This window comes from Actinocorallia herbida (assembly GCF_003751225.1).
GTDB lineage: Bacteria > Actinomycetota > Actinomycetes > Streptosporangiales > Streptosporangiaceae > Actinocorallia > Actinocorallia herbida.
The window spans coordinates 8,834,315-8,849,341 of sequence record NZ_RJKE01000001.1; the positions used below are offsets into that span (position 1 = coordinate 8,834,315).

Below are 15,027 nucleotides of genomic sequence, written 5' to 3' on the forward strand. Positions count from 1 at the left end.
ACGAGAGCGGATGTCCCGGCCGGGGTGCGAAAGCCACCATTGCGGCATGGACCACGCATCCGGCCCCCCGCGCGGCTGTCCCGCCTGCGGCTGCCTCGTCTCCGATCCCGCCGCCACGCGCTGCGGCTTCGTGTACTGCCGTGCGCCCCTCGACGGTCCCGCGGCAGAGGAACTGGGCGTCCTGCGGGCCGAGTCCCTCGCCCTCGACGCCGAGGAGCACACCCTGCGCGGCAGGCTCGCCGAGATCGGGGCCCGCCGCGGGGAGCTGTGGGCGCGCCGGTCCGTCCTGCTGGGCGCGGCCGCGCAGGGTCCGGAGCTGGGCCGCAGGAGCGCGCGGGACCTGCTGCTGGTGGTCGGCGCCGGGCTGACCGGGCTCGCGGCCCTGGTCTTCACGGTGGTGAGCTGGGGTGTGCTCGGGCCGGGCGGCAGGGCGGCGGTGCTCACCGCGCTCGCGGCGGTGGCGCTGGCGCTCCCGTGGCCGCTCGCACGGCGCGGGATGGGCGCGACCGCGGAGTCCGCCGCCGGGATCGGACTGCTGCTGACGCTGCTGGAGTGCTACGCGGTGCGTCAGGCGGCTCCGGGGATGGATCCCGGCTGGTTCCATGCGGTGAGCGCGCTTGTGATCACCGTGCTGTGGTCGGCGTACGCGCGCTGGGCTCCGGTGCGGCTTCCCGGTGCCGCGGCGGTGGTCTCCGCGCAGTTCCCGCTGCCGTTGACCGTCGCCGCGCTGGACGGCGGGCCGCTCGCCCAGACCGCCGCCTTCCTCGGCAACGCCCTGCTCGGGGCGCTTCTGCTGCTGCGCGCCGTCCCCGTGCGCGTGCGACGCGCGTCGATCGCCTCCGCGTGCGTCTCCTTCGCCGTCGTCCTCGGCATCCTCCTCGTCCACGGCTTCTACGCGACGAACGGGGAACTCAAGGCGACGTTGAGCCTGATCCCCTTCCTGATCGCGGCCGTCGTCCTCGCGTCCTTTTGGGCCTCCCGGGTGCACGAGCTCTTCGCCTTGGCGGGGGCGCTCTCCTTCGTCCTGACCCTCGCCCTGCCGCTGGCGAACCTCTCCTTCCGCGACCACTTCCCGACCGCCTTCGCCCTTGCCGCCTTGCCCCCGCTCGTGGTGGCCGCCCTCCGGACCCCGCCCTTCCCCGACGGTCTGCGCCGCGCCTTCGGCATCGCCTCCCGGTTCGGAGAGAACTCCTACAGGGCCATCGCGTGGATCTTCCTCACGGCCGTCGGCGTCCTTGCGGTCGTGGACGTCCTGCCCGTACTGCTCTCCCGCCACGAGACCGCCTCCGGGTGGACGCCCGGGCTCCTCGCCGCGGTCGCCGCGGGATTCGCGCTGGAGCGGCTGCCCGCCCCCGCCGTCGCGGCCGGGGCCGCCGCCGCTTCCGCGCTCCCGTCCGCCGCCGGATTCGGCACGGTCGCGACCGCGCTGTGGTTCGCCGCCCTGTTCCTCGCGCTGCTCGTCCCGGCCGCCCTGCGCCGTGCCGCGGGTCCCGGTGAGGGCCTCGCGGCGCTCGTCGCGGCCTGGACGGCGGCCGAGCACGCCGGGCCCGACCTGGCCCTCCCGGTGGCGGCGGGGACCCTCCTGGCCCTGATCGCCGCCTCCGCCCGGGCCCGCACCCCCTTGATCCGCGTCCTGACGGGCGCGGGTGCGGCCCTCTGGGCAGGGGTCACCGCGTACTACGCCTTCGAGACGGTGAACTGGGATGTCCCCGTCGAAGCACTCACGCTTCCCGTCGCCGTGGGCGCCCTCCTTGTCGGGCACGTCTGGCGGGCCTCCCTGCCCTCCTCGTGGACGACGTACGGGCCGGGGGTCATCTTGGCGCTCCTCCCGACGCTGATCCTTCTCGCCGAGGACTCGGGGCCCACCCGTCCGCTTCTCCTCGGGGCGGGATCCCTCGCGATCCTGCTCGCGGGGGTGAGGCTGCGGCTTCAGGCCCCGGCCGTCATGGGCGCCGTCGTCCTGGTCCTGGACGCCGCCGACACGGCCGCGCCCTACGCCGTCCGGGTCTGGGAAGCCGTCCCGCAATGGCTGCCCCTCGGGGCCGCCGGTCTGCTGCTGCTCGTCCTCGGCGCCACCTACGAGCGGCACCTCGCGCGGGCCAGGAGCCTGCGCGCCTCCCTGACGGCCATGCGCTGACCGCTAGGACGGCCGGGGCACCACCCGCGGGCCGGCCGACAGGGGGTCGTGCTCCTTGCCGGTACCGCCGCACATCCGGCACGGCTCGTCCACCCGGACCCAGCCGATCACCCCGTCGGCCTCCCGGCGCGGCATCTCCGGCCGCCACCAGCCCGTCCCCAGGCAGAACCGGCACGGCACGTCCGACCTGTCGCACCAGCGGCAGGAGTCGAGGCCGCACCTGTCGGGGATCACCGGCACCGTCCCGTGCCGTCGCAGACGTGGCAGTTCTCGACGCTGTCGACCCACACCACGCTGCCGTCGGCCTCACGCCGGGGCCGCTCATAGGTGACCTTCCCGGTCCCCGCGCAATGCCCGCAGGGCGGCGGTTCGGAATCCCTGGCCAAGCGCGCACCCCCAAGGTCACCAACGACTCGGGTCCAGCATGACCCGCCGATCCCGCCGCGTCCACCGGCCCGGCGCACACGGTCGCCGAACGGCCTGGGAGAATCGGTGATCGTGTACGCACTGCTGTTCTCCCAGGTCTTCAGCCGGATCGACCCCGAGCGCATCCACCATCTGACGATGCGCGCGTTGCGCGTCGTGGAGGCGGTGCCCGGGCTCTCCGCGCTGCTCCGCCGCGTGCTGGGCCCGCAGGGCCCGCCGGTACAGGCGTTCGGCCTGGAGTTCCCCGGCCCGCTCGGCCTCGCCGCGGGCTTCGACAAGGACGCGGTCGCCTACGAGGCGCTCGGCGCGTTCGGCTTCAGCCATGTCGAGGTCGGCACGATCACCGGCGAGCCGCAGCCCGGCAACCCGCGCAAGCGGCTGTTCCGCCTCGTTCCGGACCGGGCGATCATCAACCGGATGGGCTTCAACAACGGCGGCGCCGCGGCCGCCGCGCCCCGGCTGCGCCGGCCGCGCCGCGCGGTCGTCGGGGTGAACATCGGCAAGACCAAGGTCGTGCCGGAGGCCGAGGCGGCGGCGGACTACGTCAAGTCCACCCGGCTCCTCGCGCCGCTCGCCGACTACCTCGTGGTGAACGTCAGCTCGCCCAACACGCCGGGCCTGCGCGATCTCCAGGCCGTCGGCGTGCTCCGGCCGCTGCTCACCGCGGTCCGGGAGGCCAAGGGCACGACCCCGCTCCTGGTGAAGATCGCGCCCGACCTCGCCGACGAGGACGTCGACGCGGTCGCCGACCTCGCGCTCGAACTCGGGCTCGACGGGATCATCGCCACCAACACCACGATCGGTCGCGAGGGCCTGCGCGGCGACCCGGCCGTCGCGGCGGAGACCGGCGGCCTGTCCGGCGCGCCGCTCAAGGCGAGGTCCCTGGAGGTCCTTAAGCGCCTCAAGGCGCGCACCGGCGACCGGATCACCCTGGTCTCCGTCGGCGGCGTGGAGACCGCCGACGACGTCCGGGAGCGCCTCGCCGCCGGGGCGACCCTGGTGCAGGGCTACACCGCGATGATCTACCGCGGGCCGCTGTGGGCCTACCGGATCAACCGGGAGCTGGCCCGCAGGCCCTGACGCCCCGGACCTCCCGTCGAGCGGTCGGGCCGTCAGCCCGTGACCTCGAAGAAGCCGTCCGCGACGAGTTCGGGCAGCACCGCGTCGGCGTGTGCCCGGACCGCGTCCTCGTCGGCCTCGGTCAGCTGGGCGATCGCGCCGAGCAGCGGCTCCAGCGGGAGGGTGCCGTCGCAGACACCGGCGAGCGCCGCCTCGGTGGTGCCGACGCCGGTGGCCCGCCGAAGCCCCGACGTCTGGCGCAGCACGATCCGTTCCGGGTCCTCCGCCCCGGGCCGCCCGATCTGCTCCTGCACGACGCCGTCGACGGTCCGCAGCCGGGTAAAGGGGTGGTCGGCGGCCTCGACGGAGTCCAGGACGGACTCCACGTAGGCCCCGACGGGCTGGTCCACCGCGTGCCGCAGCTCCTCCACCTTGATCGAGCCGCCTCCCTCGCGCAGGGTGATCCAACCGAAGCCGATCCCGGTGACGCGTTCGCGTTCGAAATAGGCGAGCCAGGCGTCGTAGCGCTCCCGGTACTCGGCGGAGCCCGCCTCGCAGGAGTCGCGCAGCCACAGTTCGGCGTACTCGGCGGGGTCCTGCACATCGCGCTGGACGACCCAGGCGTCGCAGCCGCTGATCCAGTCCGCGACGCGGTCGTCCCACGATTCGCCGTCGACGTGCAGCCAGTTCGCCAGGAGCTGGCACCAGCCGCCCTCGGTGAGGTGGCTCGGCGCCTGCTGGACGAGCCGGCGGCAGACGTCGTCGCCGGCCATCCCGGACTCCCGGTAGGGGAACCGCCCGTCCGGCGAGATCACGAAGGGCGGGTTGGAGACGATGAGGTCGTAGCGCTCGGGCACTGGCTGGAACAGCGAGCCGAGCCGCAGTTCGGCGTCCATGCCGGACAGGTCGAGGCTGAGCCTGGCGAGTTCCAGCGCGCGCGGGTTGGTGTCGGTGGCGGTGATCCGCCGGGCCCGGTCGGCGAGCAGCAGCGCCTGGACGCCCGAGCCGGTGCCGAGGTCGAGTGCGCTGTCCACAGGCTTGTGGACGACGAGGCGGGCGAGGTTGTAGGAGGCGCCGCCGACCCCGACCACATGGTCGGCCGCCAGCGAGCCCGGCGCGTCGCCGGGCCGCACCTTGAGGTCGGAGACCGCGTACCTGGTCTGCCCCGGCCAGTCCAGCGGCTCGACGTGCAGCAGCGGCACGAGCAGGTCGCCGTCGCGGCGGGCCAGCCCCGTCCCGACGAGCTCGGCGACGGGCAGGCCGGCGGAGACGGGCACGGGCTCCTGGATCCACAGGAGGGTGGTCAGCGCGGCCAGCGTCGAGGGGTCATGGCGGACTGCGCGCAGCGCGGGCACGATCTGGTCGCGCGCGAGCGCCGCGCCGGCCACCGGGCCGAGCAGTTCCCGCACGCCGTCGACGGTGTATCCGGCCTCGTCGAAACACGCACGCAGAGTCTTCAGCACCCGCTCATCCTGCCGGACCGCAAGACCTCTCGCGCGCCTATGATCGTCGGCATGGACCCGCGGCGGATCATCGGCTCCCGCAGGGCGCGCGTCATCGCCGTCGTGGTGGTGGTCTTGATCGTCCTGTCCCCGACGGTCTGGGCGCACGCCACCGCGCACGGCAGGATCACCGGGGTGGCGGGAGCGCCCAAGGCGGAGGTGGCACTCGTGCTCGGCGCGGGGCTCACCCCGGCCGGTACGCCCACCCCGTTCCTCGCCCGGCGGCTGGACCGCGCGATCGAGCTCGTCGAGAGCGGCAAGGCGAGAGTGCTGCTGCTCAGCGGCGACAACGGGCAGACGACCTATGACGAACCCACCGCGATGCGCGACTACCTGGTCGCGCACGGCGTCTCAGCACGGGTGATCGTGCTCGACCACGCCGGATTCGACACCTGGGACTCGTGCGTCCGCGCACGGCGGATCTTCGGGGTGACCAGGGCCCTCGTGGTGAGTCAGTACTTCCACCTGACGAGAGCCGTCGCCCTGTGCCGCCGCGCGGGCGTCGACGCCCACGGGGTAGGGGACAGTCCGCCGTACCGCATGCCCAATCTGTACGGATACGTCCGCGAGGTCCCCGCCACCCTCAAAGCAATGGGCGACGTGATCCTTCGCAGGGACCCGAGATTCCTCGGGCCCCGCGAGGACGGAGTGGATCGGGCACTCCAGGAGTGACGGTGTTCTTGCCCTCAGGCACACCTGTACTCATCGCCCGCGCGAACGCGGACGCGAATCAGGTGGTCAACCCGCTGAGCTGTCCTTGGGCTGGTAGTCCGCGTAGTCCGCGTACTTGTCGACCAACTCGTCGTCATAGGAGTCATCGATCTCCGCGGGCTGCACGGGTGATACTCCCAGCTCGTCCGAAAGGCGGTCGAGGTCAGTGTGGCCGCCGTTGTACTTCAGCTGGCGAGCGACCTTAACCTGCTTGGCCTTAGCTCGGCCTCGCCCCATTGGCTCGACCCCCTTGATGGTCAGGGCTTCTACTGGCCCTATCGCTACGCTTACGCACACGCGCTGACACGTCTGAGCCGTGCGTCAGCTACGGGTACAACCGTACCCGTTTTACACGCGGCTCGGTACGTGTCTAGACGGTGGCGCCTGCCTTTGCCGTGGTGGCAGCCAGTCTAATGGGACCCGGACACCGCCCTGACCTGCGGCGACGGCCCCCCGAGCGATCGTTTGACAACTCAGGGTTAGTTCAGCCAGATACCCTTCAGCCGCCCGACTTCGGACATTCTGCGCTCGGCGAGCCGGTCCGCGGCGACCGCGGGGGGTATCCCCTCCCCGTCGGCGAGCGCGAAGATCCGGCGGGTGGTCTCGAAGATCTGCTCTGCTCTGGCGCGCGCCCGCTCCATCGAGAATCCGTGCACCTCGTCGGCGACCTGGATCACCCCGCCCGCGTTCACCACGTAGTCGGGGGCGTAGAGGATGTCCCGGGCGGCGAGCGCCTTCTCTATCCCGGGGTGCGCGAGCTGGTTGTTGGCTCCGCCGCACACGATCGCCGCGCGCAGCACCTCCACCACCTCATCGGTCAGCGCGTGGCCGAGCGCGCAGGGCGCGTAGACGTCGATCCCCGAGGCGATCAGCGCCGCGGTGTCGGGGACGACGACCGTGCCCAGGTGCCGCTCGGCGACCCGGGCGGCGGCCTCGGGGTCGATATCACAGATCACGAGGGCCGCGCCGTCCGCGGTCAGGAGTTCGGCGAGGCGGTGGCCGACCTTGCCCACGCCCTCGATGCCGACGGTCCGGCCGGCGAGGGTGGGCGCGCCCCAGACGCGCTCGGCCGCGGCCCGCATGCCCTGGAAGACGCCGAGGGCGGTGAGGATCGAGGAGTCGCCCGCACCGCCGTGGGAGGTGGTGCGGCCGGTGACGAAGGAGGACTCGCGAGCGACGTGATCCATGTCCTCGCTGTAGGTGCCCACATCGCAGGCGGTGACGTAGCGGCCGTTCAGGCTCTGCACGAAGCGGCCGTAGGCGCGCAGCAGCGCCTCGCTCTTGTCCATCCGGGGATCGCCGATGATGACGGCCTTGCCCCCGCCGTGGTCGAGGCCCGCCATGGCGTTCTTGTAGGTCATGCCGCGTGACAGATCCAGGACGTCGGCGAGCGCGGCGTCTTCTGAGGCGTAAGGAAAGAACCGGGTTCCGCCGAGCGCCGGGCCGAGCGCGGTGGAGTGGATCGCGATGATCGCGCGCAGGCCGCTCGCCTCATCGGCGCAGAAGACGACCTGTTCGTGCCCCTGGAAAACGGTCACGGGATCAGCCTAAGACCGCGCGGGGAGTCCCCTGACCACGAAGGCCCCTCGAACCGGCTCCGGCCGAGGGACCCGAACACCCCTGCCGTCCCGACAAAACCCCACCAACCACGCCAGACACGCGATCTCCGGCGTTTCTCGACCAAGAGCACCATTCATGACCGACCACCCCAAGGAAGCGGCGCAGCGCGCTTTTCAGGGCCGGACAGGCGCGGAAACGGCCCCACCCGCCGATCACGGGCGTTGTCGGCGTTCCGGTCGGCACCGATCCCGAGCCGACAAGAAGGGCAAAGTAGCGGTAAAAACCCCTGCTCAGCGCGTCGTTCGCGACGTCCGGTGACCGATCGCAACGACCGGGTCGGGACAAACTCCCGCAGAAAGTTCTCGATTCCGCACGCCATGGCACCATACGTGTCGCTAGAATCACTCAGCGTAACCCAGTCATCACGAACACGCAGATTTGAGCCAGGGGGCTTGCTTACTGCGGTGAGTGATGGCAAGGTTACACCTTGTGATGTCATAGTGGCTCGTTCCGGGCCATAGGGGACATCGGTAACCCGCGCGAAAACCAGATCGCAGGATCGGCTGCCAGACGGTCCACGGAGGAGAGGCCGCACCATGTCAGCACGTACACCAGAGGCAGAGCCCTTGCTGACCCCGGCAGAGGTGGCGACGATGTTCCGGGTCGACCCCAAGACGGTCACGCGGTGGGCGAAGGCCGGCAAGCTGACGTCCATCCGTACCCTGGGTGGGCACCGGCGTTACCGCGAAGCCGAGGTCCGTGCGCTGCTTGCGGGCATTCCGCAGCAGCGCTCGGAGTAGGGCGTCAGCTCGCCGGACCATCGACCGATGGTCCACCCAACAGGCCGCCGAGCCGCCCCGCACGGGGTCTCGGCGGCCTGTTCGTGGTCGGGCGGGCTCAGTCCTTGGCCTGGGACTCCTGCTTCGCGAGCCGCGCGAGCGCCTCGGCGAGCTCCGGGTCCATTTCGGCGGCCTTCGCCAGAGTGAGGACGATCTGGTCGACCAGAAGGGCCTCGACCTGTGGCCGGGGGAGGTCGCGGTGCTCCAGCCAGTCCAGCGCCGCGGTCTCCACGGCCGTCATCCACATCCGCAGCGTGACGCGCAGGACGGGACCCGGCTGCCCGGTGGAGATCTCCCGGCTGATCCGGTCCAGGAGCAGCGCGCGGGTGCCCTCGACGATCTCGGTCACCTCGCCGGAACCGGACGCCGTCCCGCCGCGCACCATGGCGAGGTAGCCGGTGGCGTGGTCCTCGACGAACCGGAAGTAGCGGCCCAGGGAGAGCCCGAGGCGCTCCAGCGAGGTGCCCTCGGTCGGCGCCTCCAGAAGGTCGCCGAGCTGCTTGGCGGCACTGCGCAGCGCCGCGAGGTACAGCTCCTGCTTGCCGCCGAAGTAGTGGTAGACCAGCGCCCGCGACGCGCCCGCGGCTTCCGCGACGTCGTCGATGGAGATCTCTTCGGGCGGCAGGCGGCTGAAGAGGTCGAGCGCCGCCTCGATCAGCTCGTCCCTGCGGGCGTCGACGCTCAGCCGCCGACGGGCCCTTCTCGCCCTGCCCGCCTCCGGAGCCGCCTGCTCTGCCACCATGGCAGCGTATCCGAGCCGGTGAGGCCCCTCCGCCCGCGTGCCACCCGGCGGGAAGGGGATTTTCGGACACCCGATCACGACCGTATAAACATACCCGTTACACGCGGTTACGGACCCGTTTGGCGCAGGGCGGGGGCAGCATGGCATCTTCTTCTTTGTGAAGTAACTGCGATGGCGGCAGGCCCTGCTTTTCTCCCCCCGACAGGAGAGCCATGTCAGCTGATGAAAACGCGCCGCGGCCCGACTCCGGCGTGCCCCGGCAGTCGTCGAGCAAGCCGACGATCCGCAATGTCGCCGAGCGCGCCGGCGTCTCGAAGTCGCTGGTCTCCCTCGTCATGCGCGGGTCACCGCATGTGAGCGAGCGGCGGAGACAGGCCGTGCTGAAAGCCGCGCGGGAGCTCGGCTACCGGCCCAACGCCGTCGCGCGGAGCCTCGTGGAGGGGCGCACCCGCCTCATCGGCGCGCTCGTCGCCGACCTCCACAACCCGTTCTTCGCCGAGACGCTGGACGGCCTCCAGGAGAGCCTGCACGGCGAGGGCCTGCGGATGCTCGTCGGATCCGGCCGCTGGGACCCGTTGTTCGAGGCCGAGGCCGTCGAGGCGTTCCTGGAAATGCGGGTGGACGGGCTGGTCCTGCTCAGCGTCGTGCCCGACTCCCTCAAGGAGGCCGCGGCGTCGGTGCCGGTGGTGGTGGTCGGCGAGCGCGACGTCGAGGGCGTGGACATCGTCGTGGACGACGACGAACTGGGCGCGAGCCTGGCCGTCGACCACCTCGTGGGCCACGGGCACCGCAGGATCGCGCACATCGAGGGCTCCCCATCGGGCACCGCGCGGTATCGGCGGGCCGGTTACGAGGCGGCGATGACCCGGCACGGGCTCGCCGACTTCATCGTGGTCGAGTCCGGCGACTTCACCGAGGACGGCGGCCACCGCGCGGCCCGCGCGCTGCTGGACCGGCCCGACCGGCCGACCGCGATCTTCTGCCCCAACGACCTCGTCGCGACCGGCGCCCTGTCGGCGGCCGACGAGCTGGGCCTGCGGGTCCCGCAGGACGTCTCGATCGTGGGCTACGACAACACCCATCTCGCGGCCATCCGGCACATCTCGCTGACCAGCGTCGACCAGCCCCGCCGCGACATGGGGCGGGTCGCCGCGTCCCTGCTGTGCTCCCGGATCGAGGACGCCGCCCGTCCCGTCCGGCAGGAACTGGTCATGCCGCATCTGGTCGTGCGGTCGACGACGGGTCCCGTGCCGGTCTGAGCGGCTGAGCGGCCCGGTCCCGAGCCGTCCTGTGAGGTGGAGATCTTTCCGGGCCGGAGTAAGGGACTGCCCAACTCTGCCTTGAAGGGCTGGCCTCCTGCTTGAGGCCCCCGTTGGATGGGTGCCGTTCGGCAGGATCGTCCAGGGGGGTACATCCGTGCGTGATCCGGAGTTGGTTTCGTGCGCCCAGCGCGCGGCGAGTGAGCTGGAGCGTGCCTGGCAGCAGTGGCGGCACGCGCGGGGCATGGCCGAGAGCCCGGCCCCCGAGTCCGTCGCCAGCTATGTCGCCCACTCGATCGACCATCCGTGGGGCAGGCCCCGGGTGGTGCTCGGTCTCGACGCCGAGGAGGCACGGGCGCTCGCGGCCTTGCTGGGCCGGGAAGAAGCGGTGGCCTGACCAGGTGCGGAGGGATGTTCGCGGGAGCGCCCATCCCTCCGCCGCCGTTTCCCCATAGACTGGGTCGGTTCATAACGAACCGATCACGGGGAGTCGATCTTGGTTACGGGACGCAGGGCACTGGCCGTCCTCGGCGCGGCCGCGATCTGCCTCACCGCCTGTGGCGCGGGCGCGGAGGACGGCTCCGATTCCGCCGCACCGCCGACCGTCAACGGGCAGGTCACCGAGTCGCCGGAACAGCGCGCGGCGCACCCGGTCAAGGGCGAGACGATCGTGCTGGACCCGGGCCACAACGGCGGCCCGGTCAAGGGCAACCAGGTCTTCGTGGGCAACGGCTACAAGTCCTGCGACACCTCGGGCACCGCCACCAAGGCGGGCTACACCGAGCACGCGTTCACCTGGGACGTGGCCAACCGCACCAAGAAGGTGCTGGAGCAGCGGGGCGCGAAGGTCTCCCTGACGCGCAAGAACGACACGGGCTCCGGCCCCTGCGTGGACGAGCGCGCGAAGTTCGGCAACGCCAAGAAGGCGGGCGCGGTGATCTCCATCCACGCCGACGGCGCCACCACCGGCGGCCACGGCTTCCACATCATCGCGCCGAAGCCCGTCCCCGGCTACAACGACGGGATCGTCAAGCCGTCGCTCCGGCTGGCCAAGGACATCAGGGCGTCGTACAAGAAGGGCACCGGAATGCCTTTCGCCACCTACCTGGGCGACGGCAAGGGCCTCACGATCCGCGACGACCTGGGCGGCCTCAACCTGTCCACGGTGCCGAAGATCTTCATCGAGACCGGCAACATGCAGAACAAGGGCGACGCCGCCAAGCTGAGCGACCCGAAGTTCCGGCAGAAGATCGCGGTCTCCCTGGCCAACGGCCTGGACACCTACTTCAAGAACTGAGCCGTTCGAGACCGGGCCCGGCTCCCGGGAGCCCCGCGCGGGGCTCCCGGACGAGCGGGTCAGACCAGGACGGCCTTGCCCGAGCCCTCGGTGATCTCGCCGAGCACCCACGCGGGCAGCCCGCGCTCGGCGCACAGCGCGAGCGCGGCGTCCGCGGCCTCGGCCGGGACGATCGCGGCCATGCCGACGCCGAGGTTGAAGGTCTTGTCCAGGTCGGCCTGCGCGACCTGGCCGTGGCTCGCCAGGATCTGGAAGATCGGCGGCACCGTCCAGGAGTCGCGGCGCAGCACGGCGTCCACGCCGGACGGCAGCGAGCGGGCGAGGTTGGCCGCGAGGCCGCCGCCGGTGATGTGCGCGAACGCGTGGACCAGTCCGCCGCGGGCCAGCGCGAGGCAGTCGAGCGCGTAGATCCGGGTCGGGGTGAGCAGTTCCTCCCCGACGGTCCCGGCCAGCTCCGCGGGCGCGTCCTCGAGGGTCAGGGACGATTCGCGCAGGATGTGCCGGACGAGGCTGTAGCCGTTGGAGTGGATGCCCGAGGACGCCATGCCGAGCACCACGTCACCGGCCACGACCCGGTCCTGGCCGAGCAGCTCGTCGGCCTCCACGACGCCGGTGGCCGCGCCCGCGACGTCGAACTCGTCGGGCTCCAGCAGGCCGGGGTGCTCGGCGGTCTCGCCGCCGACCAGGGCGGTGCCGGCGAGGACGCAGGCGTCGGCGATGCCGCCGACGAGGTCGGCGATCCGCTCGGGGACGACCTTGCCGCAGGCGATGTAGTCGGTCATGAACAGCGGCTCGGCGCCGCAGACCGCGAGGTCGTCGACCACCATGCCGACGAGGTCGTGCCCGATGGTGTCGTAGCGGCCGAGGCGGCGGGCGAGGTCGACCTTGGTGCCGACGCCGTCGGTGGAGGTGGCCAGCAGGGGCCTGCGGTACTTGAGCAGCGCCGAGACGTCGAACAGACCCGCGAAGCCGCTGGCGTCCTCGACGCACTCGGGGCGACGCGAGCGCGCCACCCGGGACTTCATCAGCTCGACGGCGCGCTCGCCGGCGGCGATGTCGACTCCGGCGGCCTCGTACGTGCTCAACTGAATCGGTTTCCTTCGTGCGGAAGCGCGGACACGCCGGAATACGGCGCGCCCGCGGTGCGGACGCCTCGGGCGGCTGCCTCGGGCGGCTACGGCGTGACGGTCTCCAGGACGTGCTTGCCGCGGGCGGACTCCTCCACCGGGATCGGGTAGACCCCGTCGAAGCAGGCCCGGCAGAGCCGTTCCTTGGGCTGCTCGGTCGCCTGGACCAGGCCGTCGAGGGAGATGTACCCCAGGGAGTCGGCGCCGAGCGAGGCGCGCACCTCCTCGACGTTGAGGTTGCCGGCGATCAGCTCGGCGCGGGTGGCGAAGTCGATGCCGTAGAAGCACGGCCAGCGCACCGGCGGGCTGGAGATCCGGACGTGCACCTCGGCCGCGCCGGCCTCGCGCAGCATCCGGACGATGGCCCGCTGGGTGTTGCCGCGGACGATCGAGTCGTCGACGACGACCAGGCGCTTGCCCTCGACCGCCTCGCGCAGCGGGTTCAGCTTGAGCCGGATGCCGAGCTGCCGGATGGTCTGCGACGGCTGGATGAAGGTGCGGCCGACGTAGGAGTTCTTGACGAAGCCCTGGCCGTAGGGGATGCCGGAGGCTTCGGCGTAGCCGATGGCGGCGGGGGTGCCGGACTCGGGCGTGGGGATCACCAGGTCGGCCTCGACCGGGTGCTCCTTGGCCAGCAGGCGGCCCACCTCGACGCGGGTGGCCTGCACCGAGCGCCCCGCGATGGAGGTGTCGGGCCGGGCGACGTAGACGTACTCGAAGATACAGCCCTTGGGGCGGGCCTCGGCGAACCGCTCCGAGCGCAGGCCGTCGGCGTCGATCGCGATGATCTCGCCGGGCTCGACCTCGCGGACGAACTGGGCGCCGATGATGTCCAGGCCCGCGGTCTCCGACGCGACGGCCCAGCCGCGCTCCAGACGGCCGAGGACGAGCGGGCGAATGCCCTCGGGGTCCCGGGCCGCGTAGAGGGTCTGCTCGTCCATGAAGACCAGGGAGAAGGCGCCGCGGGTGACCGGGAGGATCTCGCGCGCGGCGGCCAGCGGACCGCCCTCGCGGGTGGCCAGCAGCGCGGTGAGGACCTCGGTGTCGGTGGTGGCGGTGAGCTCGCCGGGGGACAGCCGGGCGGCCAGCTCGGGGGTGTTGATCAGGTTGCCGTTGTGGGCGAGGGCGAGGGCGCCGCTGTCGGTGGACCGGAAGGTCGGCTGGGCGTTCTCCCAGGTCGGCGAGCCGGTGGTGGAGTACCGGCAGTGGCCCAGGGCCATGTGGCCGCGCAGGGTGGACAGCACGGACTCATCGAAGACCTGGGAGACCAGGCCCATGTCCTTGAAGACGACGATGCGGGCGCCGTCGCTGACGGCGATGCCCGCGGACTCCTGGCCCCGGTGCTGGAGCGCGTAGAGGCCGTAGTAGGCGAGCTTGCTGACCTCCGCGGTGGCGGCGGCGTCCGGCGGCACCCAGACGCCGAAGACGCCGCAGGCGTCCTGCGGTCCCTTGTCGGAGGGGTTCAGCTCATGACTGAGACGTCCATCGGCGCGGCGCGACATGACAGCCAGTTTAGGGTCTGTGAGCTGATGCTTTTAAGCGACCCTTGCCCGCGCGTTCCCGGGACCGGACTCGGCAGAGGGAACCCTGTGCATCATGACGTCGCCCGACCTCCGCACCGCGGTCGGGGCCTCGCCGAGCGGCCCCGGACTCACCGCCCTCGCCCTGGGCGTTCTCGGGCTGCTGACCTTCTGGATGTGCGGTCTCGGCATGCTGCTCGCGGTGGCCGGGATCGGGTGCGGCGCCTTCGCGGTGGCGCGGGGCAGGGGGCGGGTTTTCGGCTATGCCGGAATAGCCCTCAGTGTGCTCGCTCTCACGGTGGCGGGCGGGGCGCTCGTGTGGTTCGGCCGCCAGGCCGCCGACTGCAGCGGCCGCTACCAGACGACCTTCGACCGCTCGTCCTGCCTGGACGCCAGATTCCCGCTGCTCAAGGCCCATCGGGAGTAGTGAGCGGCAGGAGCCCGGTGAGGTCGGCGCGGGTCCCGGTGGCGCGCACCCGACCGTCGGCGACGGCCTCGGCCCAGGCCGTGGTCCCGGTCGCGAGGCCGAGAAATGTTCTGGCATCGGTCTCGACGACGTTCGGCGGGGTGCCGCGGGTGTGCCGCACGCCTTCGACGCACTGGACCGCCGCATAGGGCGGAATTCTCACCTCTACGGATTTACCAGGAGCTTTCTTGGTCAAAAGGGAGAGGAGGTACTTCACCGCCATCTTCTCCACCTTCCGCTCGGGGACTTCGCCCGACCGGTACGCCGAGAGCGCCTGCGCGAGCGCGTCCTGACCCTCGATACTCCCCCCATTCACGCGGACGACGTTACACGCGGCCGCGCGGACCGGTAGAAATATGCCGGTTAGGTCGATCTTTCGAGG

16 protein-coding genes are annotated in these 15,027 nt (G+C 71.7%); 8 read left to right on the plus strand and 8 right to left on the minus strand.

All coding sequences use genetic code 11. The annotated features are described in order from the left end of the window. Window positions 1-46: 46 nt before the first annotated feature. The gene (locus tag EDD29_RS40190; protein ID WP_123669391.1) at window positions 47-2,137 is read left to right on the plus strand and encodes an SCO7613 C-terminal domain-containing membrane protein; all 2,091 of its coding nucleotides are present in this window, start codon (window positions 47-49) and stop codon (window positions 2,135-2,137) included. Window positions 2,138-2,140: 3 nt separating this feature from the next. Here EDD29_RS40190 and EDD29_RS40195 read toward each other — a convergent pair whose 3' ends face one another. Beyond that, entirely contained in the window at window positions 2,141-2,371 is a 231-nt protein-coding gene (locus tag EDD29_RS40195; protein ID WP_246053252.1) for a hypothetical protein, read from the minus strand. Window positions 2,372-2,632: 261 nt separating this feature from the next. Between EDD29_RS40195 and EDD29_RS40200 the strand changes: the two genes are divergently transcribed. After that, the gene (locus EDD29_RS40200; protein ID WP_211360417.1) at window positions 2,633-3,643 is read left to right on the plus strand and encodes a quinone-dependent dihydroorotate dehydrogenase; all 1,011 of its coding nucleotides are present in this window, start codon (window positions 2,633-2,635) and stop codon (window positions 3,641-3,643) included. Between the two features lie 32 nt (window positions 3,644-3,675). Here the strand turns inward: EDD29_RS40200 and EDD29_RS40205 are convergent, their stop codons facing one another. Then, on the minus strand, window positions 3,676-5,085 hold the full coding sequence (locus tag EDD29_RS40205; protein ID WP_123669392.1) for a DUF7059 domain-containing protein: 1,410 nt from the start codon (window positions 5,083-5,085) through the stop codon (window positions 3,676-3,678). Window positions 5,086-5,136: 51 nt separating this feature from the next. Between EDD29_RS40205 and EDD29_RS40210 the strand changes: the two genes are divergently transcribed. Then, window positions 5,137-5,796, plus strand: a complete 660-nt coding sequence (locus EDD29_RS40210; protein WP_246053253.1) for a SanA/YdcF family protein — start codon at window positions 5,137-5,139, stop codon at window positions 5,794-5,796. Between the two features lie 66 nt (window positions 5,797-5,862). Here the strand turns inward: EDD29_RS40210 and EDD29_RS40215 are convergent, their stop codons facing one another. Both EDD29_RS40215 and EDD29_RS40220 read right to left on the minus strand, forming a co-directional pair. Continuing rightward, the gene (locus tag EDD29_RS40215; protein ID WP_123669394.1) at window positions 5,863-6,072 is read right to left on the minus strand and encodes a DUF3073 domain-containing protein; all 210 of its coding nucleotides are present in this window, start codon (window positions 6,070-6,072) and stop codon (window positions 5,863-5,865) included. Between the two features lie 242 nt (window positions 6,073-6,314). Beyond that, the gene (locus tag EDD29_RS40220) at window positions 6,315-7,373 is read right to left on the minus strand and encodes a Leu/Phe/Val dehydrogenase (RefSeq protein ID WP_123669395.1); all 1,059 of its coding nucleotides are present in this window, start codon (window positions 7,371-7,373) and stop codon (window positions 6,315-6,317) included. A 618-nt stretch (window positions 7,374-7,991) separates the two neighbouring features. On the opposite strand from EDD29_RS40220, the gene bldC reads away from it, so the two are divergent. Further along, a complete protein-coding gene (gene bldC, locus EDD29_RS40225; RefSeq protein WP_012850682.1) occupies window positions 7,992-8,195 on the plus strand; it encodes a developmental transcriptional regulator BldC in 204 nt (67 codons plus the stop codon). 97 nt (window positions 8,196-8,292) lie between these two features. Here the strand turns inward: bldC and EDD29_RS40230 are convergent, their stop codons facing one another. Then, window positions 8,293-8,976 (minus strand): TetR/AcrR family transcriptional regulator, encoded by a 684-nt coding sequence (locus EDD29_RS40230; protein ID WP_123669396.1) that lies wholly within the window; start codon window positions 8,974-8,976, stop codon window positions 8,293-8,295. A 212-nt stretch (window positions 8,977-9,188) separates the two neighbouring features. Between EDD29_RS40230 and EDD29_RS40235 the strand changes: the two genes are divergently transcribed. The 3 genes from EDD29_RS40235 to EDD29_RS40245 all read left to right on the plus strand — a co-directional run bounded on the left by EDD29_RS40235 (window position 9,189) and on the right by EDD29_RS40245 (window position 11,532). Continuing rightward, window positions 9,189-10,235, plus strand: a complete 1,047-nt coding sequence (locus tag EDD29_RS40235) for a LacI family DNA-binding transcriptional regulator (RefSeq protein ID WP_123669397.1) — start codon at window positions 9,189-9,191, stop codon at window positions 10,233-10,235. A 157-nt stretch (window positions 10,236-10,392) separates the two neighbouring features. Then, window positions 10,393-10,632: a hypothetical protein gene (locus tag EDD29_RS40240; protein WP_123670991.1), complete on the plus strand. Its 240-nt coding sequence runs from the start codon at window positions 10,393-10,395 to the stop codon at window positions 10,630-10,632. Window positions 10,633-10,731: 99 nt separating this feature from the next. Continuing rightward, window positions 10,732-11,532, plus strand: a complete 801-nt coding sequence (locus EDD29_RS40245; protein WP_123669398.1) for an N-acetylmuramoyl-L-alanine amidase — start codon at window positions 10,732-10,734, stop codon at window positions 11,530-11,532. 59 nt (window positions 11,533-11,591) lie between these two features. On the opposite strand, the gene purM is transcribed toward EDD29_RS40245, so the two are convergent. Continuing rightward, the gene (gene purM / locus EDD29_RS40250; protein ID WP_123669399.1) at window positions 11,592-12,617 is read right to left on the minus strand and encodes a phosphoribosylformylglycinamidine cyclo-ligase; all 1,026 of its coding nucleotides are present in this window, start codon (window positions 12,615-12,617) and stop codon (window positions 11,592-11,594) included. 89 nt (window positions 12,618-12,706) lie between these two features. Continuing rightward, entirely contained in the window at window positions 12,707-14,161 is a 1,455-nt protein-coding gene (gene purF, locus EDD29_RS40255) for an amidophosphoribosyltransferase (RefSeq protein WP_123669400.1), read from the minus strand. A 94-nt stretch (window positions 14,162-14,255) separates the two neighbouring features. Here purF and EDD29_RS40260 point away from each other — a divergent pair, with 94 nt between their 5' ends. Continuing rightward, a complete protein-coding gene (locus EDD29_RS40260; RefSeq protein ID WP_123669401.1) occupies window positions 14,256-14,606 on the plus strand; it encodes a hypothetical protein in 351 nt (116 codons plus the stop codon). Here EDD29_RS40260 and EDD29_RS40265 read toward each other — a convergent pair. After that, a complete protein-coding gene (locus EDD29_RS40265) occupies window positions 14,587-14,961 on the minus strand; it encodes a sterol carrier family protein (RefSeq protein WP_123669402.1) in 375 nt (124 codons plus the stop codon). The two genes, EDD29_RS40260 and EDD29_RS40265, sit on opposite strands and share 20 nt — an antisense overlap. Window positions 14,962-15,027: the final 66 nt, after the last annotated feature.

Excerpts from the sequence above, each read along its gene's own strand:
- EDD29_RS40190 (WP_123669391.1), top strand. The coding sequence starts at position 47 with ATGGACCACGCATCCGGCCCCCCGCGCGGCTGTCCCGCCTGCGGCTGC.
- EDD29_RS40210 (WP_246053253.1), top strand. The coding sequence starts at position 5,137 with ATGGACCCGCGGCGGATCATCGGCTCCCGCAGGGCGCGCGTCATCGCC.
- EDD29_RS40215 (WP_123669394.1), bottom strand. The coding sequence starts at position 6,072 with ATGGGGCGAGGCCGAGCTAAGGCCAAGCAGGTTAAGGTCGCTCGCCAG.
- bldC (WP_012850682.1), top strand. The coding sequence starts at position 7,992 with ATGTCAGCACGTACACCAGAGGCAGAGCCCTTGCTGACCCCGGCAGAG.
- EDD29_RS40230 (WP_123669396.1), bottom strand. The coding sequence starts at position 8,976 with ATGGTGGCAGAGCAGGCGGCTCCGGAGGCGGGCAGGGCGAGAAGGGCC.
- EDD29_RS40235 (WP_123669397.1), top strand. The coding sequence starts at position 9,189 with ATGTCAGCTGATGAAAACGCGCCGCGGCCCGACTCCGGCGTGCCCCGG.
- purF (WP_123669400.1), bottom strand. The coding sequence starts at position 14,161 with ATGTCGCGCCGCGCCGATGGACGTCTCAGTCATGAGCTGAACCCCTCC.
- EDD29_RS40260 (WP_123669401.1), top strand. The coding sequence starts at position 14,256 with ATGACGTCGCCCGACCTCCGCACCGCGGTCGGGGCCTCGCCGAGCGGC.